This window comes from Mesorhizobium sp. M0751, assembly GCF_040320265.1.
Classification (GTDB): Bacteria; Pseudomonadota; Alphaproteobacteria; order Rhizobiales; family Rhizobiaceae; genus Mesorhizobium.
The window spans coordinates 253672-275716 of the sequence record NZ_JAMYPH010000005.1; the positions used below are offsets into that span (position 1 = coordinate 253672).

Below are 22045 nucleotides of genomic sequence, written 5' to 3' on the forward strand. Positions count from 1 at the left end.
TGTTATGCGTTTGCTGCTACTGGACGGGCATTGCCCGGCCGCTCTCCTGGAATTGCCGCTACCAGTTGGCGCGTGTAGGCTGCTTGCGGGTTCAGGAATATTTGCGAGGGCGGCCCGCGCTCGACGATCCGGCCCTTCTGCATCACAGCGATTTCGTCGCAGATCTGGCTGGCGACGCGCAGGTCGTGCGTGATGAAGACCATCGACACGCCGGTCTCGCGCTGGATCTGGTCCAGAAGCTGCAGGATCTGCGCCTGGATCGACACGTCGAGTGCGGAGACAGCCTCGTCGGCGATCAACAGCTTCGGCTTGAACATCAGCGCACGAGCGATGCCGATGCGCTGGCGTTGCCCACCCGAGAACTCGTGCGGGTAGCGGCCAAAAGCACCGGCATCGAGACCGACATGGGCCAGAAGCGCACGCGCTTCATCGCGCGCTTGAGCAGAAGGCATCCCGTGCGCCATCGGACCTATTGTCATGATGTGGCCGACCGTCGAGCGTGGATTCAGAGAAGCGAAGGGATCCTGGAAGATCATCTGGATCCGCGGTCGAAGCGGGCGGAACTTCGCTTCGGAAAGCTTGGCTATGTCACAGCCCTCGAACAAGATCCTGCCGCCGTCACTGTCCAGCAGCTTGATCAGCAGCCGGCCCAGCGAGGATTTCCCCGAACCGCTCTCGCCTACGATCCCCAGCGTGCGGCCAGGCGCCAGTTCGAACGAAACCTCGTTGACCGCCGTCACAGTCCGCTGCGCGCCGAACAGCGCGCTGCCGCCGCGATAGGTCTTCACCAGACCCTCAACCTTGAGGATGGGCTCCTTGCTGGCAGCCTCCGGGCGAGAACGATCTTCGCCGGTCAAATGTGGCACGGCCGCGATCAGGCGCTGGGTGTAAGGGTGCTTGGGCGACTTCAACACCTGCTCGGCGCTGCCCTGTTCGACGACATGGCCCTTTTCCATCACCACGACGCTGTCGGCGATCTCGGCCACCACGCCGAAATCGTGGGTGATGAACATCACGCTCATGCCCTTGCGCCGCTGAATGTCACGGATCAGTTGCAGTATCTGAGCCTGGGTGGTGACGTCGAGCGCGGTGGTTGGTTCATCCGCAATCAGCACCGTCGGCTCGAGCGCCAGGGCCATGGCGATCATGACGCGCTGCCGCTGCCCGCCCGAAAGCCGGAACGGGTACTGGTGATACATGAGTTCGGGACCTGGCAGGCCTACTTCAGTGAGCAGCTCGATGGCGCGGTTTCGACAGGTTTGTGGCGTGCCGAAGCCATGCGCGGCCATGACCTCGTCAATCTGCGCGCCCACCGTCATCAGGGGATTGAGCGCCGAGAGCGGGTCCTGAAAGATCATCGACACGACCCGTCCACGCAGATTGCGCAGCTTGTCTGGCGACATGCCGATGATGTTCATCCCCTCCAGCTGGATGACACCCGATGAGAGGCGGATCACCTTCGGCAGAAGCCCCATGATCGCGTTCGCCGTGACCGACTTACCCGATCCGGACTCGCCTATGATGCAGAGGATCTGGCCGCGTTTCAGATCGAAGGAAATGTTCTTGACAGCATAGGTTCGTTCCATACCTTGCGGCAAATTCACTGTGAGGTCGCGCACCGAAAGCGCCACATCGTGGGAGGCTACAGGCTGGATGCTTGCGACCATCGAGATCACCTCCCTTTCAACCGAGCGCGTCCACCCTGTTGCGGACCGCTTCATCGCCCTTTGAGCTGAAGCGCCTAACCGTAGCGGCCGTAGTCTGGCCTGCTCGGCGCTTCGCGCGCTGAGGCTGCGAGAGACGGGTTCTGCTCATCCTGGCGGCTCCCTTGTGAAATCCGGTCCGTGTACCGGACTCTGTTCCCTTTTCTTGGAGAACTCTCCGAAGGGGCAAGTCCTGCCTGTCGGATGTCCTCTGGAGCCTGCCTGCCATAAGGGTTGCTCTGTTCTTCCAGCCAGTTTGACTGTTCTGTTTCCGCAGAGTCTTCGAAACTTGGCCCTCGGGCGGCAGGAACTTCTGAAAAGAACGTCTAGTTCGGCATTTCACTCTGTTCCCGTTTCGACGCAGAAACCGGGATCAGACAATCATGTCCTTCGTTCGGCAATACGCGCCCACGAGGGGTAGGACCAAGGCTTTCCGGTATACATCGGCACCGTGTGCAGGCCATGCCGCCGAGCGGATTGATGACCGGCCGTCGCAATGTCGGCAAGGCGCTGCCGATCAAGGTCGACGGCTGCGCCGTGTGCCCAATTGCCCATGCCGTAGATGACGCGACTGCGTGAAGTGTACTCCTGCTTGCCCTATGCAGCGAGCTTTTCGCGCAATAATTGCCTGTCCTGGGGGCTGCTAAACGCAGGATATTCCGTCCAGGCACAAACTCCGCAGCCTGCCTCTGTGGGCGGCAGGTTAGGATGCTTCAAATTACCGGAGTCCCACCCATGCCCGCGCCGCTCATGCACATCGACTGCAGCCCTTCCTTCCCTCACGAAGCGGACGTCGTCGTCATCGGCGGCGGCGTGGTGGGCGTGTTCAGCGCATACTATCTGGCGCGCCGCGGCCTCAAGGTCGCCCTGGTCGAGAAGGGGCGTATCGCGGCCGAGCAGTCCAGCCGCAACTGGGGCTGGTGCCGCCAGCAGAACCGCGATGCGCGTGAGCTGCCGATGGCGACCAAGAGCCTCGATCTCTGGGAGAAGGTAGCACAGGAGACCGGCCAAGACACCGGCTTTCGCCGCTGCGGGCTCCTCTATCTCTCACAAGACGAAAATGAGCTGGCGGGCTGGGCAAAGTGGCGCGATTTTGCGAGAACGGTCGGGGTCACCACGCGTATGCTGAGCGCGGAAGAAGCCACCGAACGGGGCAAAGCGACGGGTCGCAAATGGAAAGGCGGCGTGTTCTCGCCAACTGACGGAACGGCGGACCCTTCCAAGGCAGTGCCGGTTGCGGCGCGCGGCATTATGGCGGCGGGCGGCACCGTACATCAGCATTGCGCGGCGCGCGGGCTGGAGTTGAGCGGCGGCCGGGTGAGCGCTGTGGTGACCGAAGCGGGCACCATCCAGACAAAGACCGTGGTCATGGCCGGGGGCGCCTGGGCCTCATCCTTCTGCAATCAGCTCGGTATTCGTTTTCCGCAAGCTGCCGTGCGTTCGTCCATTCTGGCCGTGGCACCCGGCGCAAACAGCCTGCCCGATGCCCTGCATACCACGCGCGTCTCTCTGACGCGGCGCAGCAACGGTGGATACGCGCTGGCGATCAGCGGGCGGGCGCGTATCGATCCAACGCCGCAGCAGTTCAGGTTCAGCCGCGAGTTTGTACCTATGTTCGCCCGCCGCTGGCGCAATCTCGCCCCGGGCGCCTTTGAGGGCTGGCGTCAAGGCCATGAAAGCCTGCGCAAATGGACCCTCAACGACATCACGCCAATGGAACGGAACCGGATTCTCGACCCGAAGCCCGACATGGGACAGATTCGGCTGACATATCGAAGAGCCTGCGAATTAATCCCCGAACTCCAACGCGTCGCGATCTCCGATGTCTGGGCGGGTTATATCGACAGCACGCCCGACGGCATTCCCGCTGTCGGCGAAGTGGAGGGGATTCCGGGCTTCATCCTGGCGGCGGGATTCAGTGGTCACGGCTTCGGGATTGGCCCGGGCGCAGGGCATATGCTCGCCGACATCATCACAGGCAGCGAGCCTATCGTCGATCCGCGTCCTTATAGGCCCGAGCGTCTGAAGACTGCTGCGTGGGGCAAGGTCGCTGAATTCTGAGAAGACCGTCTTGCCAAGGTACAATCGATCGCACACGAGATCGAGGCCACGAGGCGGCCAGCACCAAAAACAGGGAAGTGACGATGCGCGAATACGAGATTGCCGCCATTCCCGCCGACGGGATCGGCCCGGAGGTGATTGCTGCAGGTCTCCAGGCGCTTGAGGCGCTGCAGCAGCGCTGCGGCGACTTCAAGTTGCGCGTCCAGCACTTCGACTGGGGCTCAGACTATTACAAGGCCCATGGTCGCATGATGCCCGAAGATGGGGTGGCGCAACTGAAGCGCTTCGACGCCATCTTCTTTGGCGCGGTAGGCGCCCCCGATCTGCCTGACGACATCACGCTCTGGGGCCTCCGGCTGCCGATCTGCCAAGGCTTTGATCAGTACGCCAACGTGCGGCCGACCAGGATATTGCCCGGGATTGTTTCGCCGCTGGCGGGCGTTGGCCCTGGCGATCTGGATTGGGTGATCGTGCGGGAGAATTCCGAGGGCGAGTATTCGGGCCACGGCGGCCGCGCCCATCGCGGCCTCCCCGAGGAGGTCGGAACCGAGGTCGCGATCTTCACGCGCGTCGGCGTCACCCGCATCATGCGCTATGCATTCCGGCTGGCGCAGTCACGGCCGCGAAAGCTCCTGACGGTAGTTACGAAATCCAACGCGCAACGTCACGGCATGGTAATGTGGGACGAAATCGCAGCCGAGGTGGCGCGGGAATTCCCGCACGTCGCGTGGGATAAGATGCTAGTCGATGCTATGACGGTGCGTATGACGTTGAAACCTCGGAGTCTCGATACGATCGTCGCCACCAATCTTCACGCCGACATATTATCGGACCTTGCAGGCGCGCTCGCGGGCAGTCTCGGGATTGCACCGACCGCCAACATTGATCCCGAGCGGCGCTATCCCTCGATGTTCGAGCCAATTCACGGCTCGGCATTCGACATCGCCGGCAAGGGTATTGCCAACCCGGTCGCCACCTTCTGGACCGCTGCCCAGATGCTCGAACATCTGGGCGAGAGCGCAGCGGCCGTGCGGTTGATGAGCGCTGTGGAAACGGTGACGGGTGAAGGCGTGCTGACGCCGGACGTGGGAGGGACAGCGACCACGCAAGAGTTGACGGACGCCGTCTGTCGGGCGATCCGCGGTTCGAACGTGTGACAGGTTTCCAATGAAGCTCGACAAGATCGACATCAAGATCTTATCCCAACTGCAAAAGAACGGCCGGGTCACCAATGTCGAGCTTGCCGACCTGGTCAACCTTTCGCCGAGCCCTTGCCTGATGCGGGTGAAGAAGCTTCAGGCGGAAGGCTTCATCACCGGCTATTCCGCCCAGATCGATGTGTCCAAGCTCGGACAGACTCTGACGATCTTCACCGAAGTCACGCTCAAGCACCATCAACAGAACGACTTCGCGAGATTTCTCACCGCAATTCAGAAAGTCGATTCTGTCATCGAATGCCATCTGGTTTCAGGCGGTTACGACTATCTTGTGAAGTTTGTCACAGCGGGCATCAGCGAGTACCAGACGATCATGGAGCGCATGATCGAGTTGGACATCGGAATCGACAAATATTTCAGCTTCGTCGTGCTGAAGTCACCGATCGTGAAATCCCATTTGCCTCTCGACATCATTTTCGACAGATGAGAAAGCTGCTCCGCAGTCTTGGACATGGAGAGCCGCGCGCTAGCGCTCCCCTCTTGCTGTTTTCGCTACGCTTGTGCAACGGCAAGAGATTCCACATGCCGGCACATGCTTGGCACTTGGCAGACGGCGGCATCACCTGAGGATTTGCTTCGGGGCCGCCAGGCGTCTACCGCATTGACCGAGGTCGCTTCGGCGATGGCAACGATCATCCCTTCATCGCTGACCGCACGTCCTTGTCTTCGAGCGTTTGGTCCAGCGTCATCCGCGTGCGTTCGAGGATTCCATCAATATCGTCGTCCGAGCAGCAGAGCGGCGGCGCATAGCCGAGGATGCCGCTGTTGAAGGCGCGGATGACAAGGCCGTTCGCCCACGCGCGCTCGAAGATGCGGCGCCCCGGATCGGCCGCCGCCGGCAGCGGCGTCTTGCGTTCCTTGTCGGTGACCAACTCGATTGCTGCCAGCATGCCGCGACCGCGAATGTCGCCAACCAGCGGGTGGTCGACGAGCGAGTGTAGGCCTTCCATCAGGCGCTTCCCTGCCTTGCGCCCGTTCTCGAGCAAGCTGTCTTCGTAGAGACGAAGGCATTCGAGCCCGACCGCCGCGCTGACGGGATGGGCCGAATAAGTATAGCCATGGCCGACGGCCGCTTTGCCGGCTCCGTCCGCGATCGTATTGTACACGTGGTCCGACATGAAGACGGCGCCCATCGGCACGTAGCCCGAGGTCAGTCCCTTCGCCGTGGTTATGAAATCCGGCACGACCTCGTCTTCCTCGCAGGCGAAGAGCGGGCCGGTACGGCCAAAGGCAGTGATAACTTCGTCGACAACGAACAGAATGTCGTGTTCCTTGCACACGGCGTGTAGAGCCTTCAGCCAAGCTGTCGGTGGAACGAGGACACCGCCCGAACCCTGGATGGGTTCGGCGTAAAAGGCCGCAACGCGTCCCGCACCGAGTTCCGCGATTTTGGCCCGCAGGGCCGCGACCGATGCATCGATGATCGCCTGCGGGTCGGAACCGACCGGATTGCGATAGGCATAGTGAGAGGGAATTTTGTGCTGCCAGTCGTAAGGCACGCCGAAACCCGCATGGAAGGCCGGGATCGCTGTCAGGCCTGACCCTGCCGTCGAGGATCCATGGTAGCCATACTCGACCGAGATGAACTGGTCTTTTTGCGGCGTACCCTTGGCATGGTAGTAATAGCGAATGAAGCGGATCGTACTGTCGACTGCGTCGGAGCCGCCAAGCGTGAAATAGACATGGTTCAAATCGCCGGGCGCCAGTTCGGCAAGCCTGGCAGCAAGGCGAATGGCAGGCTCGGATCCCAGCCCGAAATATCCCGTCGCATAGGGAAGCTCTCTTAGCTGCTTTGCCGCCGCCTCGACAACGCTTTCCTGGCCGTATCCGACGTTGACGCACCATAGACCGGCAAATCCGTCCAGCAAGGTTTTCCCGCTTGCATCGGTCACTGTTGCGCCCTTCGCGGATTTGAGCACCCGCACGCCCGTCTCCTCGTGGCTCCGATAACATGAAAACGGGTGAACCAGATGTGCGCGATCGAGTTCGATCAATGAGTTTGCCAGCATTTCTTCCTCCGATTCAGCGCAGTGCCTGACTGACGAGAGCATAAGTGTGGTGTGGTGTGGTTTCGTCCTTCAGCTCGTTTTTCAGCGTGATCTGCTGCGCGGGCATGTTCATTCCGGGCCTGAATTCTCTAGGTCCAAGATAGGCTGCCGCCGGCAGCAGTTCCTCCCGACCAGAACCTGAGCGATAGGCGTTTTGACTTTCCTTTGTCGCCGGCGCCGCATCTTATGCCGACGCACGGCTGAAAGATCGCGCTCCCGCCGAAGCCCGAAACGAACTCAGACGCAACTCTCTGCCAAAGCTCTCACCCAATACAAAACAATCTGCTTCAGGGCGCATCGAATGCGGCGACTAGTCTTCTCCGGTCCTCATTATGATCCTTGCTGTAAAAGGCACGCAGTGCCGACAGGATCGGAAGGATCGACGCCCATGACCCAGTTCAGACCGAAATACATCACCTTCGACTGCTACGGTACACTGACCAACTTCGACATGGCCGGCGCGGCGAGACGCGCATACGGCGCGCAGCTCTCCCCAGCTGTGATGGCGCAGTTCATTAAGGATTTCTCAGCCTATCGCCTCGATGAGGTTCTTGGCGCCTGGAAGCCGTACAGCGAGGTCGTGCACAATTCCGTGGAACGTGCCTGCAAGCGCAACGGCGTCGCATTCCGGCCCGAGGATGCCCATCGCATCTACGCGGAAGTGCCGACATGGGGTCCGCACCCGGATGTCCCGGCGGGCCTGGCCAAGGTCGCCAAGGAAATCCCGCTGGTGATCCTGTCGAATTCCATGAAGAGCCTGATCATGTCGAACGTGGAGAAACTCGGCGCACCGTTCCACATGGTCATCACGGCCGAGGAGACCGGCGCCTACAAGCCTTTGATGAAGGGCTTCGAATATATGTTCGAAAAGCTCGGCTGCGGCCCGGAGGACATTACGCACGTGTCGTCCTCATTTCGCTATGATCTCATGACCGCCTATGATCTCGGTATCAAGAGCAAGGTCTGGGTGAACCGCGGCCACGAGCCTGCAAACCCCTTCTACGAATATACCGAAATCAAGGATATCGGCGGTCTGGCCGGCGCCGTCGGTCTGGAGCCCGTTCGCGAATTCGCCTGAACGTCTGTTTGGCGCAGTCGCACCTGACCCTCCCAAAACGTTCACTGGTCGCAATAGAGAAAGGGGCGGTTTTCATCGCCCCTTTCTTGTACGCTTTAGGCTGCAAGTGTTTCCACCTGCATGCAATATAATTAATTAAGCCCGCCAACATGAAGCGCCTTGATCTCGAGATATTCCTCGATGCCGAGCTGCGATCCTTCGCGCCCCACTCCTGACTGCTTGACACCGCCGAAAGGCGCAACCTCGGTCGAGATCATGCCTGTGTTGAGCCCGACCATACCGAACTCCAGCGCCTCGGCAACACGCCATGAGCGCTTGAGGTTGTCGGTGTAGAAGTAGGCGGTAAGGCCGAACGGCGTACCGTTCGCGATGGCGATGGCCTCTTCCTCCGTCTCGAAGCGAAAAAGCGGCGCCACCGGACCGAATGTCTCTTCCGATGCCAGGAGCATCTCGGTAGTAGCCTCTCCCAGCACGACGGGCCGTGCATATTGCTTGCCCTCCGGCATCGTCTCGCTCTGGGCGATGATCCGCGCACCTTTCGCCTGTGCATCCGCGATGTGACGCTCGATCTTGTCGATCGCGGCGGTGTTGATCATCGGGCCGATCTCAATGCCGTCGTCGGTCCCTGCGCCAACCTTCATCCGCGTGACGCGCTGGCTCAGCTTTTCGGCGAAAGCGTCGTAAACGCCTTCGTGCACGAGAATCCGGTTCGCGCAAACGCAGGTTTGACCGCCATTGCGGAACTTGGATACGATCACCCCTTCAACTGCCTTATCCAGATCGGCGTCGTCAAAGACGATAAAGGGTGCGTTGCCGCCAAGCTCCAGGCTCAGCCGCTTGATGCTATCGGCCGCGCCACGCATGAGCAGCGCACCGACGCGGGTCGAACCGGTGAACGAGATCTTGCGCACCGTCTCGTTGGCCATCATTTCGTTGCCGATTTCGATGGGCATGCCGGTCACAATGTTGATCACGCCGGCAGGGATACCTGCCCGTTCCGCCAGAACGCCGAGCGCCAGCGCCGAGAATGGCGTAAATTCCGACGGCTTGATGACAACCGTACAACCTGCGGCCAGCGCCGGTGCTACTTTGCGCGTGATCATCGCGTTGGGGAAATTCCACGGCGTGATGATGGCGCAGACCCCGACGGGTTCTTTCAGCACCAGAATGCGGCGATCGGGTGTGGGTGACGGAATGGTCGAGGCACCGATCCGGCGCGCCTCCTCGGCAAACCATTTCACAAAAGATGCGCCGTAGCGGATCTCCGCCACCGCCTCGGCAAGCGGCTTGCCTTGTTCCAGCGTAAGCAGGAGCGCGAGATCCTGTTCGTGCTGGCGGATGAGGTCGTGCCAGCGCTCCAGAAGTCCTGCACGCTCCGCATGGGTCTTCTTCTTCCAGCTTTTGAAGGCCTCGGCCGCGGCATCGATTGCGGCTCTCGTCTCGTTCTCGTCCATTGCGGGAACGGTGCCGAGAACACTTTGGCTGGCAGGGTCAATGACATCGACCACGCCCTTCGTTTCGCCATCCCGCCAGACACCGCCAATCAGCGCCTGCTGGCGGAAAAGGTCGGAATCGTTGAACACACCAATCTTCCTCATCGCATTCATGGACTTTTCCTCTGCTCTTTCAGCTTAATCGTGCCAGCACGGCCTGCGTGATTGTTTCAGTCCTGTCCTTGCCTGCGATCGTGCCAATCCCTCGCGCGGTTGCGGACTCGATTGCCGACATCACGTCCGCCGCAGCCTGCCCCTCACCCAGATGCCCGAGCATCATCGCACCGGACCAGATCGCGGCGATCGGATTGGCGACGCCGAGATACGCTATGTCGGGCGCCGAACCATGGACTGGCTCGAACATGGAAGGCGAGCTGCGATCGGGATTGATATTGGCGGAGGCGGCGTAACCCAGCCCGCCCTGAATGGCCGCTCCAATATGGTGAGGATGTCGCCGAAAAGGTTCGATGCGACGATTACGTCGAGGCTTTCAGGCGCCAGGACCATACGGGCGGCAATGGCGTCGATGTGGTAGTGCGAGACCTCCACATCGGCATAGTCTTTCGCCACTTCGCGCGTGACCTCATCCCAGAAAACCATGGTGTGTTTCTGGGCGTTGGATTTGGTGACAGATGCCAGCTTCTTGCGACGCGCCTGCGCCTGTTCGAAACCGAAACGAATGATCCGTTCGACACCTGTACGCGTGAAGATCGCAGTCTCAACCGCGACCTCATCGGCCGTGCCGGAATGAACGCGCCCACCGGCGCCGGAATATTCGCCTTCCGTATTCTCGCGGATGCACAGGATGTCGAAACCATCGGAGCGGAGGGGCCCCTGAACACCCGGCAACAGCCGGTGCGGTCGTATGTTGGCGTACTGCGTGAACCCTTTCCGGATCGGCAGGAGCAGTCCGTGAAGCGATACTGAGTCGGGCACTTCCGCGGACCAGCCCACAGCGCCGAGATAGATCGCATCGAATTTTCGAAGTGTCTCGATGCCGTCTGACGGCATCATTGCACCGGTCTCCAGGTAGTAGGCGCACGACCATGGGAATCTTGTGTCATCAAGGGCGAAACCGCCCCGCTTTGCCGCCGCCTGCAGCACCTGCCATGCCGCCTGCGTCACGTCCTTGCCGATGCCGTCGCCGGGGATGAGCGCTATCTTGTAGGTCTTCATTGATGGAGGTCCTCATTCACTGACGTCATCGGGACAATAGTCGACCGCCCGCCGCATTTTCCGTCGAGGATGAGCCGCCCGACGGCGTCGAATCGCGTCAGGCGGAACTTAAAAAGCCGATTGTTCCGGAGCCGCCGCGCGCTATTCGGCCGGACCTTGAGCACTGAACTCAGTCATAAACGCAGACGTAGATCTTGCGCACGGTCTCGATAGTGCGCCAGACGCCGACGAAACCGGGCTTCATTACGAAACTGTCGCCGGCGCGGTAGGTCTTGGTCTCACCGCCCTTCTCCTCGATTTCGACGAGACCCGAAACGATGTGGCAGAACTCGTAGATCGTGCCCTTGATCGAATGCGTCTCGCCGGGCGTCGCCTCCCAGACACCGGTCAGAACTTTCTCACCTTTCGAGGCATCCTGCGCCCAGGTCTTGAAGGATGGATTGCCCGAAATGAGCCGCTCCGGAGCCGGTAGTGCCGCCTTCGGCGCGAAGTCTGGAACTGTGTCGATCGTGATCAGAAGTGACATGTGATGTTTCCTGGTTAGTAGCCGAGTGTCCGATCGACGAGGCCGATCAGTGCTTCTCCGGTGCGGTGGCGCCGGATGTTGTCGACGACGGATTGTGCCGCCGTATGCGGTTGCGTCACCGAGGCGATATGCGGCGTTATCATCACCTTCGGATGCGACCACAGCGGATGGCCTTCCGGGAGCGGTTCTGGATCAGTGACATCAAGCATCGCCGCAGATACGTGACCAGTGTCGAGCGCGTTGATCAGCGCGGCCTGGTCTAGTTGCGGACCCCTGCCGACATGCAACAGCTGCGCCCCGACGGGCAGTAAGTCGAAGAACTCGGCGTCGAGCATGCCGTGCGTTTGTTCCGTGAGCGGGAGCAGGCAGACCAGAATATCCGTTTGCTTCAGAAAGCCAGGGAGTTGGTCCGTGCCGTGAAAACAGGCGACGTCCTCTATTCGCTTTTGGCTGCGGCTCCACCCGGCAAGCGGAAACTGGAAGGGCTTCAAGCGCTCGATAGCCGCGCGGGCCAGCATGCCAAGACCGAGAAAGCCAATCCGGCGTTCGGCCGCCTGTCGAGCGACAATCGGTTGCCAGAGGCATCTTTTCTGCTGCTCGAGATAGGCGGGCATCTCCCGGTGGAGCGCCAATACGCCGAGCGCGACGTATTCCTGCATCATGCGTATGATGCCGTCCTCGACCATGCGCACAAGCTTCACATGGCTTGGCACCACGTCCTGCTTGAACTGGTCGACGCCCGCTCCGATGGAAAACAGCACTTCCAGATTGCGGTAGCGCGAGATCTCGTCCGGCACCGTCCAGGTGATGAGATAGCGCACCTTCTCCGGCTCAATCTCGTCCCCTGAATGAAAGAATTCCAGATCCGGGATCTGGCGCGCAAAGATCTCGCGGAAAATCGCAGCACGCGCGGTATCGGAATTGAAAAGAAACGCCATGGTGACCGCCTTTCCTTCATGCCGTAAGACGCGCGCCGAGCCCGTGGATCATCTTCCGGCAAGCGGCGAGTTCACCGATCTCGATATATTCGTCGGGACGATGGGCACGGCCGATGTCGCCTGGGCCGCAAACGACCGCATCGATGCCGGCCTGCTGATAAAGCCCGGCCTCCGTGCCGAAACTGACGGCCGTGAGCGGCTCCTGCCCCGTCAGCTCCCTCAGAACGGCCGCCAGCGCGCTCCCGTTGGCGGGCGCAAGGGCGGGATAGGTGCTCAACTCGTGCCACGCCACATCGAAGCCGCTGTCTCGCAGGGCGAAGAGCCGGGCCTTGACCGGCTCAAGCAGGGAGGCTGGAGAAACGCCGGGCACGGCACGCGCCTCGATGTCGGCTGTGCAGTGACCAGCGATGATGTTGACCGCCTGTCCACCGGCGATGACGCCCACCTGCAAGGACGAGTATGGGGGCTCGAAATTTTGATCGAGCGGCCCGTCCGCGAGCGATTGGCCGTAGGCCACGGCATATGTGATGACGCCGGCCATGGCGTGCACTGCATTGAGTCCGAGATCGGGGCGTGACGAATGGCCTGATCGCCCGATCACCTCGAGTCGTGCGGCGGCCTTCCCCTTGTGCGCGCGCACAGGCCGCATCCGGCTCGGCTCGCCGACAATCGCGCCAAGCGGCCTCTCGCATAAGCTCGGCAACGCGGCCAGGAGATGCGGCACACCACGGCACCCCGCCTCTTCGTCATAGGAGAATGCGAGATGAACTGGCCGCCGCAGGTTCATCGCCGCAAGTCCTGGGAGCGCGGCCAGTGCGCAGGCGAGGAAGCCCTTCATGTCGGTGGTGCCGCGGCCGTAAAGCCTGCCGCCCTCGCGGCGCAGGACGAACGGATCCGAGCTCCATTCCGGCTCGCCGGCCGGCACGACATCCATATGTCCGGAGATGATGTAGCCCCGACCCTGGCGCGGGCCGATCGTCACGAAGAGGTTGGACCGGTCGCCCTCGGGACCGGGCAGAACCGTCACCTCGGCTCCGGCTGCCTGACAGTAGTCGCGGATCCAATCGACGATCGCGCCGTTTGGGGTGCCCACAACAGAGGGAAATCCAATCAGCGTCGCGAGGATTTCTTCCACGTTCATGGCGGTCCGCTCTGCTTGCACACTATCACCGGGTGCAACCAGCCTATCCGCAGGCAGCAGTGTTCCCTGCCGAATCGCGTCGCGCTTTGGCCGAAGATTGCGAAAAAGAACCTCGAACCAGCTAAACCTGCTGGCTTTCCCGTATAATGCTGCGGCAAAAGGGGTATGTCGCGACATGGCGATCGATGACAGGATCAACACCGCGTGCCTTGCGCATTCGTTGAAGGAGCGGATCGATTGAGATGCAGAGATCAGTACGCCTGAAATCCTTCGAACTGGTCGCGCGGGACATTGATGATGTCGACGTCAAGCTACTGCACGCGCTGTCGATCTCAGTCCGCTGGCCTCACCGGCCGAAGGATTGGGACTTTCTGCGCCGTGCCGGACGCGGCATTGTTGCCGTTGATGGTATTGGACGCGTTTTCGGCAGCGCGATGTGGTTTCCCCACGGGGACGATTTCGCCACCATCGGCGTAGTGATCACAACGCCCCGCACGCAAGCGCAAGGAGGCGGCCGATGGCTCATGGACTTGGTGCTCGAGCAGTGCGGCGATCGCAACTTGGCGCTCAATTCTACCCACGCTGCCTATCCTCTTTATGTCTCACTCGGCTTCACGACCGAGGCGATCGTATACATGCACCAAGGGGAGGTCCCACAGACGCTCCCAACAATGCCGGCTCTGGACGGTCAATTGCAGGCGCTATCGAGCGACAGTCTGAAGGAGATCACGGCGCAGGATACGCCCGCGTTTGGGACAAACCGCGAGAGGCTGCTCGCGTTGCTCGCAGCGGATGCCTCAATCTGCACCTTGAGCCGCGGCGGCGAGATCGTCGGCTATTCCATGTGTCGCGAGTTCGGACGTGGCCATGTGATCGGCCCCATGGTCGCGCGAAACGATCTTGACGCAGTCCATCTTACAGCCGCGCATCTGAAGGAACTGGCAGGACGATTTGCCCGCGTCGACACCCGCGAGCAGGATGGCGTGTTTGCCGCGTTTCTCCAGCAGAGCGGCCTCGGCATTGCCGAGACCGTTACGACAATGTCCAAAGGGCGCCGCTTCCTGAACCGGGAAGACAATGAGCCTTGGGTCTATGGATTGGCCGGCCACGCCTTGAGCTGAATGCAAGCACGCTGTCGCCTTCAACCAGCAGTCAGAGGATCAGGTGATCAGTGCGCGCGTCGATCAACCGGCATGATGCGGTTGCCGTCACGCGGCCGGAACGGCTGCCGCTTCGAATCTGCTCCTAATCCAGGATTCAGTTTCCGCTGCCGACATAATGACCGTCCGACGCCCATCCGCCACGCCATCCACGATGACATGGCCGATGCCGCGCGAGCACGGCTCGATGCGGGCGTTGAGGTGATAGATGTCGCGCAGCAGATCGGATGTGATGACGTCTGGCGATGACCCGCATGCGACCAGCCGGCCGTCCGCGATGACCATTGTCTGATCGCTGAAGCGAAGGGCGTGATTGAGGTCGTGCAGGGCGATCAGCACGACCATGCCTCGCGCCTGAGCAAGTCCCCGCATGAGGCCAAGCACTTCCACCTGCCGCGACAGATCGAGTGCTGATGTCGGTTCGTCCATCAGCAGGATCTCCGGCTCGCGCACCAGCGTTTGTGCCAGGCTGGCGAGTTGCCGCTGGCCGCCGGAAAGCTCGCCAATGTTGCGGAAAGCGATGTCGGCGATGCCGAGCGCCGCCAGCGTCTCGTCAATGCGAGCCAAATCATCATCGCCCACCGACCAGCCCATACCCTGCTTACGGGCGAGCAACACTGACTCGTAGACGGTGAGCACCGCGTTGGCGGACGTTTCCTGTGGCATGTAGCAGATGCCGCTCTTCCCGCGAATGGCCCCCTCGACATGCATTGCTCCCGGTCCGTCCAGGAGGCCGGCAATGCGCCTGAAGAGCGTCGACTTCCCGGCGGCATTCGGACCGATCACGGCCACGATGTCTCCGCCCTCGAACGCAGGCGTCGTCACATCGCGAAGCCGCAGGCTCGTGCCGTAGCGCGCGCCGAGCGCCTCGAGCCGGATCGTCACCATGAGCGCCTCGTGCTGGACAGGATGAGCGAGATGAAGAACGGGATGCCGATCAGCGAGCTGACGATGCCGATCGGGAAGACCGTCCCCGGGATAAGCGACTTGCTGACGACCGAGCTGGCCGACAGGATGAGCGCGCCCGCAAGGGCCGAGGCGGGCAGGAAGAAGCGTTGGTCCTCGCCGATGACCATGCGCGCGATGTGCGGACCTACCAGACCGATAAAACCTATGGTGCCGACGAAGGCGACAGGAATGGCGGCGAGGAGGCTCACCAGAATGAGCGTCTCGAGCCGCAGGCGACCGACCTTGACGCCGAAGCTGGCCGCCTTGTCCTCACCGAGCCTCAACGCCGTCAGCGCCCAAACGCGCCGGGCGAAAATGGGCAAGACTGCCAGGAGAATGAATGTGGTGACTGCAAGCTTCGGCCAGGTGGCCTTGCTGAGGCTGCCCATTGTCCAGAAGACGACCGCCGCCAGCGCTTCCGCCGAGGCGAAAAACTGGACGAGCGCGAGCAGCGCGTTGAAGGTGAAAACCAGCGCGATGCCGAGCAGCACGATGGTCTCCGCGCTGACGCCGCGCTTTACGCTTAGTACGTGAATGAGGAAGGCCGCCAGCATCGCCATCACGAAGGCGTTGATCGGCACCACATATTCGACTGCGGCGGGGACAAGCCTCACCCCGAAGGCAAGTGCAAGCGCGGCGCCGAAGCTCGCGGCGGCGGATATGCCGAGCGTGAAGGGGCTCGCCAGCGGGTTGTTGAGGATGGTCTGCATCTGCGCGCCGGCCACGGCGAGCGCTGCCCCGACGACAATGGCCATCAGGGCGACCGGCATGCGGATGTCCCAGAGCACCACGCGCACCTGCTGCGGCACCGTGTCGGGAAACACAAGCGCCCGCACGACCTCACCAAGTCCGTAGCGGGCGGGACCGACCGCAAGGTCGAAGCACAGGCTGAAGAGCAGGGCAGCGCCAAGGCCGGCAAGGATCAACTGCCGCCGCCAGACGAGAGCGCGGTAACGCCCTCGTCCATCGGTGCTGTCGAGCGCGGTGCTGACGGCCGTCGATTCAATCGACATCGGTCAGCGAAACCCAGTGGCCGGGCCGGTATGCTACGGGCAAGAATTTCTCGTGCAACTCTCTGAAGGTCGCCTCGGGATCGAGATCGGCGAAGAGATCCGGATGCAGCCACTTGGCCATCTGCTGGATAGCCACGAACTGATAGGGGCTGTTGTAGAACTGATGCCAGATGGCATGCACCGCGCCATCCTCGACGGCCTTCACGCCGGTCAGCGCCGGCCGCTCGGTCAGCGCCTTCAGCTTGCGCAGGGCCTCTGCCTGATCACGGCCGGGCCCGACGCCGACCCAGGCACCGCCCGGCACATAGGCTTCCCACCATCCGCCGGTGACGATGATCTGATCCGGGTCGGATGCGATGATCTGTTCGGGATTGAGCGTGCCGAACGTGCCGGGGATGATGCCCTTGGCGATGTTGTCGCCGCCTGCCATCTCGACGAATTTGCCGAAATTGTCGTCGCCGAAGCTCATGCAGCAGTCGTCGGAATAGCCGCCGGCGCGTTCGATGAAGACCTTGGGCCGTTCCGGCTTGGCCCGCTCGATGACGTCGGTAACGAGCGCGATCTCGGCGGCGCGCCAGGTGATGAATTCCTCAGCGCGCTCCTCCTTGCCGAACAGCTTGCCAAACAGGCGCATGCTGGGTTCGGTGTTGGTGAAGGGGCGCTCGCGGAAATCGACATAGACCAACGGAATGCCGGCGGCGGCGAGCTTCTCGATATACTTGCCGTCTTCCGTAGCCTGCTTCGATTCGATATTCATCAGGATGACGTCGGGCCTGAGCGAGACGGCCTGCTCGACGTCGAAAGTACCGTCCTTGAAGCCGCCAAAAGTCGGGATCTCCGCCATCCTGGGGAATTTTTCCAGATAGGCGGCGTAATTGTCCGGATCCGCTTGGCTGAAATCCTCGCGCCAGCCAGCGATGCGCTTGAACGGATCCTCGGTGTCGAGTGCCGCGACGAGATAGACCTGCCGGCCCTCACCCAGGATTACCTTCCCGACCGGGACGTTCACCTCGACCTAGCGGCCCGCGATGTCAGTCAGTGCAACCATTTCGGCCCTGGCGGCCAGCGTCATCGACAGGGCGACGATAGCTGCCGCCATCGTCGCTGCTGGGATCCTTCCGAAATTCATCGCGCCCTCTCTTGAAGTGGATTAGCCAGAGGTGGCTTATAAAAGATGACTTCAATTCTCAAGAAATATCTTTTTTAGAGCCATTCCAGACTGGTGCGACGAGAAGGGGTCTGGAATGGCGGGCGAGCCCAATTATTCGCTGCGCGACGAGATACGCGACTATTGGTCGGCGCGCGCCGGAACATTCGACCTTTCGGTGGGGCATGAAATCTTCTCACAGCGGGAACGCCTGGCCTGGCACAGGCTGATGCTCAAGCACCTGGGGCCCGGGGATGGGCGTCGCGCGCTCGACCTCGCTTGCGGCACCGGCGTCGTATCCCATCTCATGCACGACCTGGGTTATGCCGTGACCGGGCTCGATTGGTCAGAGGCCATGCTTGCCCGCGCGCGTGCAAAGGCGACGCAGAGGGAAACCGGCATCCATCGGCGACGCCGAGCGCACCCTTGAAAAAGGAGAAAGCTACGACGTCCTCGTCGCCCGTCATCTCGTCTGGACGTTGGTGGATCCGCGAGCGGCGTTCGCCGAATGGTTCTCGCTGCTCAAGCCTGGCGGACGGCTGCTGATCATTGATGGTGATTTCGTCAGCAAGACCTGGGTAACCTCTCTGCGACAAGTCCTGGAAAGGGCCATTGGCCGGACAGTCGGGCCGGTCCACGGACTGGATCAGGCGATGGCGGACCGCCATCGCAGCATCCTGTCGCGGCTGCACTTTTCGCACGGCGCCAAAGGGGACGAGGTCTGCGCGCTTCTCGTAGAGGCTGGTTTCCAGATACCTGTGGTCGACACCCGGCTCGGCGCGATTCATCGCGCGCAGGCACGGCACTTGAACTTCCTCAGGGCGCTGGAACGCTCGACGCAGCATCGCTACGCGATCTGCGCGACCAAGTCGGCCTCGTAGTTGGGGAATTTCTAACGATTTGCTCGCAACAGCCCAGACGCGACAGCTCAGGGCGAAAGACCAGCGCGGAGAGACTTAGAAAAGAAGCTGTACGGATTGTCCCTGCGCCGAAAGCAGTTTGACGGCCTTCCGGTCAAACGAGACGAAAGTCTCCCCGCCAAGCCAGCCGCCGTCAAAAGCGATCACGCCGTCCGCGAAATCGCCGCCGGCATCGAGGACTGACAGCCCTGCCTCAACGGCCGGCCGGTTGACGACAACATTCGCTGTGTTCAGCAACGCCCGGATCGCCGCAGCAATATTTTCGGGCTCTGTCTGGTATTGCCGGGCCAGAACCCAAACGAATTCGCACAAGGTCTGCAAGCTCACGGCCACGATGTCCGCTTTAGCCAGCAGGTCGACGGCAATGGCCGCCTGCCTCTCATCGTCGGCGACATAGGCGCGCAGCAGCACATTCGTGTCGGCCGTAATCCTCATTCCTTGCCCGATCCGGCCGCGGCGCCCGCCTCCGATATCGCCTCGTTGATCTCCTCGATGCTGAGCACCCGGCGGTTCGTCTTGCCTCTGAGGAAGGCGTGGAGGTCCCGGAACGACCCCCTCGCCCGTGCTGCCTTCAATTCTGCCCGACCGCCGGGCAGCAGATCAAGCTCGATCTTCTCGCCCGGCTTGATGCCCAGATGTTGCAGCACGTCCTTGCGGAAGGTCACCTGTCCCCTTGTCGTCACTGTCAGCGTTGTCATATCAAACATTCCTGTTCATTGCGTAAGATAATGCAAATCTGCATTATTATCAATGCGGATGGTCGGGCCAAGCTTGGCGTCCATGGGCGACAGAATCGCGTTCGATGCCTTTTAGAAAGCCGTCAGGCACGTAGATTCGCTCTCGCCACCGTCGTTCGGCAAAATTTGTTGACTTCCCAACGTCGAGTGGATGTCGCAGCTCGCGCGTGACCTCCCGGCGACGAAATTCGAACTCCGGACCCTGGAGTCGAAGTTACCAGGTCAAAATAGTTTAGATGAATTACTTAATCAAAACGTCGTTTTCGAACGCCCTGGAAACCAAGATCATCGGATCGCCTAGAGTTGAGGCTTGCTTTCGCGCACTTCAGTCGCTTCTGTTCGCACGATCGATCTAACCGTTGGGCGACTGAGCAGCATGGAATCGCCGAATTCATGCGTGCGATATCGGTGCTCGGCGAAGACTGCGGAAGCCTTGGCGAGCAGAGCATCGTCGGCAAAGGCGCGCAGGAGCTCGAAATGGCTTTCGCCGGGCTGGTGGACGCCTGTTAGAATCGCATCGACCGCGCGAAGGGGCGTGCCCAGCGCGATGCGCCCCCTCGCAACGCCATTTCCGGCACGCACATTACCGTCGGGGTTGGCAGCTGCTTCAAGCGCGCGCACCACGCTCGTGCCGATTGCGATGATGCGGCTTCCGCGGAGCTTCGCCCGCGCGACCTGCGCCGCCGTGCGCTCGGGGATGCGATACGGCTCGTCGAAAGGGAGGCGCAAGTCGAGCGCGGGGTCGCCGGTGGAAGTCACGCCCGCGGCATGAGTGAGTGTTGCGAAGCTGATGTCGCGCCGACGCCAGGCCTGGAGCGTGCGCCAGTCGAGTGCGAAGCCTGCCGATGGCGCCTCGAATGCGACCGGCCCGGCGGCAATCTTCGTCCAAACATTCCAAAGTACCAACGGTTCGTGAACATGCGCATATTGGATCGGCCTGCCGTGTTGCGCCAGTCCTGCAAGCACCGCTGCGCGGCTGCCCGGGAAGCGCAACTCGATAAGGCGAGGATGATCGAGAAGGCGCTCTACGATGGTTTCAAGCGGACCGAGCCGAAGGTGATCGCCTGGTGACAGCGGAGGCGGAGGCAGCCGGTCTTCTGTGCGCATGCGGTGATCGCCTGCGCCGAAGGCAATCGCTACGAAGCGGGTTGGATCGGGAAGTGACAGCCAGCCTGCCAGGCGAATCTCGATCGCTTTGTCGTTGCGGATATGCGTGCCGCGCAAGCTGGCAGGCAGGGTCGCGGCGTCGTTGGCGATTACCAGATCGCCGGCATCGAACAGTGTCGCGAGTTCAGTGCGCGGCAGGTCGCGCGTCGCGCCGTCCGCCTCGACGACGAGCAGCCGGGCGGCGCGCCGATCCGGACGGTCGGCGGCAATCATCCACGTGTCTCGGCGAGAAGTGTTGCGGCGGCCGGCAACGTGTCGAGCATCTTTTCGATGATCTCGGCAGCGGCCAGGTCGGGACGCTTCAATGTCGACCGATCGGCGTCAGGAAGCGCCAGCGCGTGCAGCGGGGTGTCCATATCGCCGGGGTCGAGCGCGAGGAGCCGGATGCCGTCGGCCTTCGCCTCCTCGTCCCAAATCGCCGTCAGGTGAGCAAGAGCAGCCTTGCTCGCACCATACGCGCCCCAGCCGGGATAGGCGTTCACCGCCGCGTCGCTGGAGATGTTGATCACCAGTGCGCCACGGCCCTCGCGCGCGGAGGCGGCAAGTGCACCGAACAGTGCTTTCGTCAGCCGGAACGCGCCGACGAGATTGACCGCGAGCGCTTTTTCCAGCTCCTCGCACTCGGTATCGGCAAGGAGCGCCAGTGGAACGGGGCCGAGGCTTGATGCATTGTTGATCAGAACGTCGAGCCCGCCTAGGCTCGCGGTGACCTGCAACGCGATCGGGTGGATGTCCTCCTTTTTGCCGACGTCGCCGACAATGCCATGTGCGCCCGTCTCGTCAGCGATGTCTTCGACGTTCGCGGCAGTGCGGGCAACGAAGGCGACCGACGCACCGTCTCTGGCAAGCTGCCGGACAAGCGCCAGTCCTAGGCCGGACGTGCCGCCCGTGACTGCTACATGAAGTCCCTGAAGATCAATGTTGGTCAGCATTGACGATACTCCTTCAATCCCTACGCCCATTGGTACAAGCTGAAGTTAACTTGAGGTCAAGCCTTCATTCCGTGAATCGATGCCGACCAAACTCACGTATCGCAGCGCACCTTCGCCTTGTCGGCCGGCGGGCTGATCGCATGCGAGCGGGCCGGAACGGGCGCAAGCGCCCGTTGATGCCGGGCTCCTACGCAACATTCATTTCGGGACCATCTCTCTAATATTCTGCAGGCGAACGCGTCCCGGTTGCCAAAGGACGTGTTGAGAACGGCAATCAGACACTCCAGGACCGGCTTGTGAAGGCACTGCGCCTGCGTGGCATCCGCACGATCAAGGAGACCAATGCTTATGCGCCTGAGTTCAGGGCGGACTTCAACGCTCGCTTTGGCAAGGAGCCGGTCCGTCTTGGCGATCCTGCCGGCGCCTTCGGCAAAGCGCCGGGCCGGTGATCTGAACATTCCCCTTTGCGGCGAGATCTTCGGCAAACGAACGGCGGGAGTTGGATATGACACCGGAAATGTTGTTCGATCAAAGGGTCTCGCCAAGTCGGCCATAGGCGAGTGTTCAGGTTCTGAGCAGCAGGCTTGAACTTCTGTACGACAACCGATCTCAGCCTGATCATTCTCCCAATTGATTGCCG

The 22045-nt window shown here is 61.5% G+C and carries 17 protein-coding genes and 4 pseudogenes; 7 read left to right on the top strand and 14 right to left on the bottom strand.

Going from position 1 to position 22045, the window contains the following annotated elements; all coding sequences use genetic code 11:
* Nucleotides 1–2: 2 nt before the first annotated feature.
* Nucleotides 3–1667 (bottom strand): ABC transporter ATP-binding protein, encoded by a 1665-nt coding sequence (locus NKI19_RS11360; protein ID WP_352565921.1) that lies wholly within the window; start codon nt 1665–1667, stop codon nt 3–5.
* Nucleotides 1668–2438: 771 nt separating this feature from the next.
* Between NKI19_RS11360 and NKI19_RS11365 the strand changes: the two genes are divergently transcribed.
* From NKI19_RS11365 to NKI19_RS11375, 3 genes are all read left to right on the top strand, one after another.
* On the top strand, nt 2439–3764 hold the full coding sequence (locus NKI19_RS11365) for an NAD(P)/FAD-dependent oxidoreductase (protein ID WP_352492384.1): 1326 nt from the start codon (nt 2439–2441) through the stop codon (nt 3762–3764).
* A gap of 83 nt (nt 3765–3847) precedes the next feature.
* A complete protein-coding gene (locus tag NKI19_RS11370; RefSeq protein WP_352492385.1) occupies nt 3848–4921 on the top strand; it encodes a tartrate dehydrogenase in 1074 nt (357 codons plus the stop codon).
* Between the two features lie 10 nt (nt 4922–4931).
* Nucleotides 4932–5408 carry an Lrp/AsnC family transcriptional regulator gene (locus NKI19_RS11375; RefSeq protein WP_352492386.1) on the top strand — a complete coding sequence of 159 codons (477 nt, stop codon included), beginning with the start codon at nt 4932–4934 and terminating at the stop codon, nt 5406–5408.
* 205 nt (nt 5409–5613) lie between these two features.
* Here NKI19_RS11375 and NKI19_RS11380 read toward each other — a convergent pair whose 3' ends face one another.
* The gene (locus NKI19_RS11380) at nt 5614–6990 is read right to left on the bottom strand and encodes an aspartate aminotransferase family protein (protein ID WP_352565919.1); all 1377 of its coding nucleotides are present in this window, start codon (nt 6988–6990) and stop codon (nt 5614–5616) included.
* A gap of 427 nt (nt 6991–7417) precedes the next feature.
* On the opposite strand from NKI19_RS11380, the gene NKI19_RS11385 reads away from it, so the two are divergent.
* Nucleotides 7418–8107 (top strand): haloacid dehalogenase type II, encoded by a 690-nt coding sequence (locus NKI19_RS11385; RefSeq protein ID WP_352492388.1) that lies wholly within the window; start codon nt 7418–7420, stop codon nt 8105–8107.
* A 131-nt stretch (nt 8108–8238) separates the two neighbouring features.
* Here the strand turns inward: NKI19_RS11385 and NKI19_RS11390 are convergent, their stop codons facing one another.
* The 5 genes and pseudogenes from NKI19_RS11390 to argE form a co-directional block, all read right to left on the bottom strand.
* Entirely contained in the window at nt 8239–9714 is a 1476-nt protein-coding gene (locus NKI19_RS11390) for an NAD-dependent succinate-semialdehyde dehydrogenase (protein ID WP_502899265.1), read from the bottom strand.
* 19 nt (nt 9715–9733) lie between these two features.
* Nucleotides 9734–10776 (bottom strand): annotated as a pseudogene (locus tag NKI19_RS11395) (tartrate dehydrogenase).
* A 169-nt stretch (nt 10777–10945) separates the two neighbouring features.
* A complete protein-coding gene (locus NKI19_RS11400; protein ID WP_352492390.1) occupies nt 10946–11302 on the bottom strand; it encodes a cupin domain-containing protein in 357 nt (118 codons plus the stop codon).
* Nucleotides 11303–11316: 14 nt separating this feature from the next.
* Complete coding sequence (locus NKI19_RS11405; protein WP_352492391.1) at nt 11317–12240, bottom strand: 2-hydroxyacid dehydrogenase; 924 nt, start codon at nt 12238–12240, stop codon at nt 11317–11319.
* 16 nt (nt 12241–12256) lie between these two features.
* A complete protein-coding gene (argE, locus tag NKI19_RS11410; RefSeq protein ID WP_352565917.1) occupies nt 12257–13381 on the bottom strand; it encodes an acetylornithine deacetylase in 1125 nt (374 codons plus the stop codon).
* Nucleotides 13382–13623: 242 nt separating this feature from the next.
* On the opposite strand from argE, the gene NKI19_RS11415 reads away from it, so the two are divergent.
* On the top strand, nt 13624–14502 hold the full coding sequence (locus NKI19_RS11415) for a GNAT family N-acetyltransferase (RefSeq protein ID WP_352565915.1): 879 nt from the start codon (nt 13624–13626) through the stop codon (nt 14500–14502).
* Nucleotides 14503–14589: 87 nt separating this feature from the next.
* Here NKI19_RS11415 and NKI19_RS11420 read toward each other — a convergent pair whose 3' ends face one another.
* The 3 genes and pseudogenes from NKI19_RS11420 to NKI19_RS11430 form a co-directional block, all read right to left on the bottom strand.
* Nucleotides 14590–15429, bottom strand: a complete 840-nt coding sequence (locus NKI19_RS11420; protein ID WP_352565913.1) for an ABC transporter ATP-binding protein — start codon at nt 15427–15429, stop codon at nt 14590–14592.
* Nucleotides 15423–16502, bottom strand: a complete 1080-nt coding sequence (locus NKI19_RS11425) for a FecCD family ABC transporter permease (RefSeq protein ID WP_352565911.1) — start codon at nt 16500–16502, stop codon at nt 15423–15425. Before NKI19_RS11425 ends, NKI19_RS11420 begins: the two co-directional genes overlap by 7 nt.
* A pseudogene (locus tag NKI19_RS11430) lies at nt 16492–17631 on the bottom strand (ABC transporter substrate-binding protein). The gene NKI19_RS11425 and the pseudogene NKI19_RS11430 overlap by 11 nt, the downstream one beginning before the upstream one ends.
* A gap of 115 nt (nt 17632–17746) precedes the next feature.
* On the opposite strand from NKI19_RS11430, the pseudogene NKI19_RS11435 reads away from it, so the two are divergent.
* Nucleotides 17747–18530 (top strand): annotated as a pseudogene (locus NKI19_RS11435) (class I SAM-dependent methyltransferase).
* A gap of 75 nt (nt 18531–18605) precedes the next feature.
* On the opposite strand, the gene NKI19_RS11440 reads toward NKI19_RS11435, so the two are convergent.
* The 4 genes from NKI19_RS11440 to NKI19_RS11455 form a co-directional block, all read right to left on the bottom strand.
* Nucleotides 18606–19004, bottom strand: a complete 399-nt coding sequence (locus NKI19_RS11440; RefSeq protein ID WP_352565909.1) for a type II toxin-antitoxin system VapC family toxin — start codon at nt 19002–19004, stop codon at nt 18606–18608.
* The gene (locus NKI19_RS11445; RefSeq protein ID WP_352565908.1) at nt 19001–19267 is read right to left on the bottom strand and encodes an AbrB/MazE/SpoVT family DNA-binding domain-containing protein; all 267 of its coding nucleotides are present in this window, start codon (nt 19265–19267) and stop codon (nt 19001–19003) included. The genes NKI19_RS11440 and NKI19_RS11445 overlap by 4 nt, the downstream gene beginning before the upstream one ends.
* Before the next feature lie 336 nt (nt 19268–19603).
* Nucleotides 19604–20686, bottom strand: coding sequence for an S-adenosylmethionine:tRNA ribosyltransferase-isomerase (locus tag NKI19_RS11450; protein ID WP_352565906.1), 1083 nt, complete (start codon nt 20684–20686; stop codon nt 19604–19606).
* On the bottom strand, nt 20683–21435 hold the full coding sequence (locus NKI19_RS11455; RefSeq protein WP_352951128.1) for an SDR family NAD(P)-dependent oxidoreductase: 753 nt from the start codon (nt 21433–21435) through the stop codon (nt 20683–20685). Before NKI19_RS11455 ends, NKI19_RS11450 begins: the two co-directional genes overlap by 4 nt.
* A gap of 212 nt (nt 21436–21647) precedes the next feature.
* Here NKI19_RS11455 and NKI19_RS11460 point away from each other — a divergent pair.
* A pseudogene (locus tag NKI19_RS11460) lies at nt 21648–21803 on the top strand (ISNCY family transposase); the annotation flags it as partial.
* Between the last annotated feature and the right edge of the window lie 242 nt (nt 21804–22045).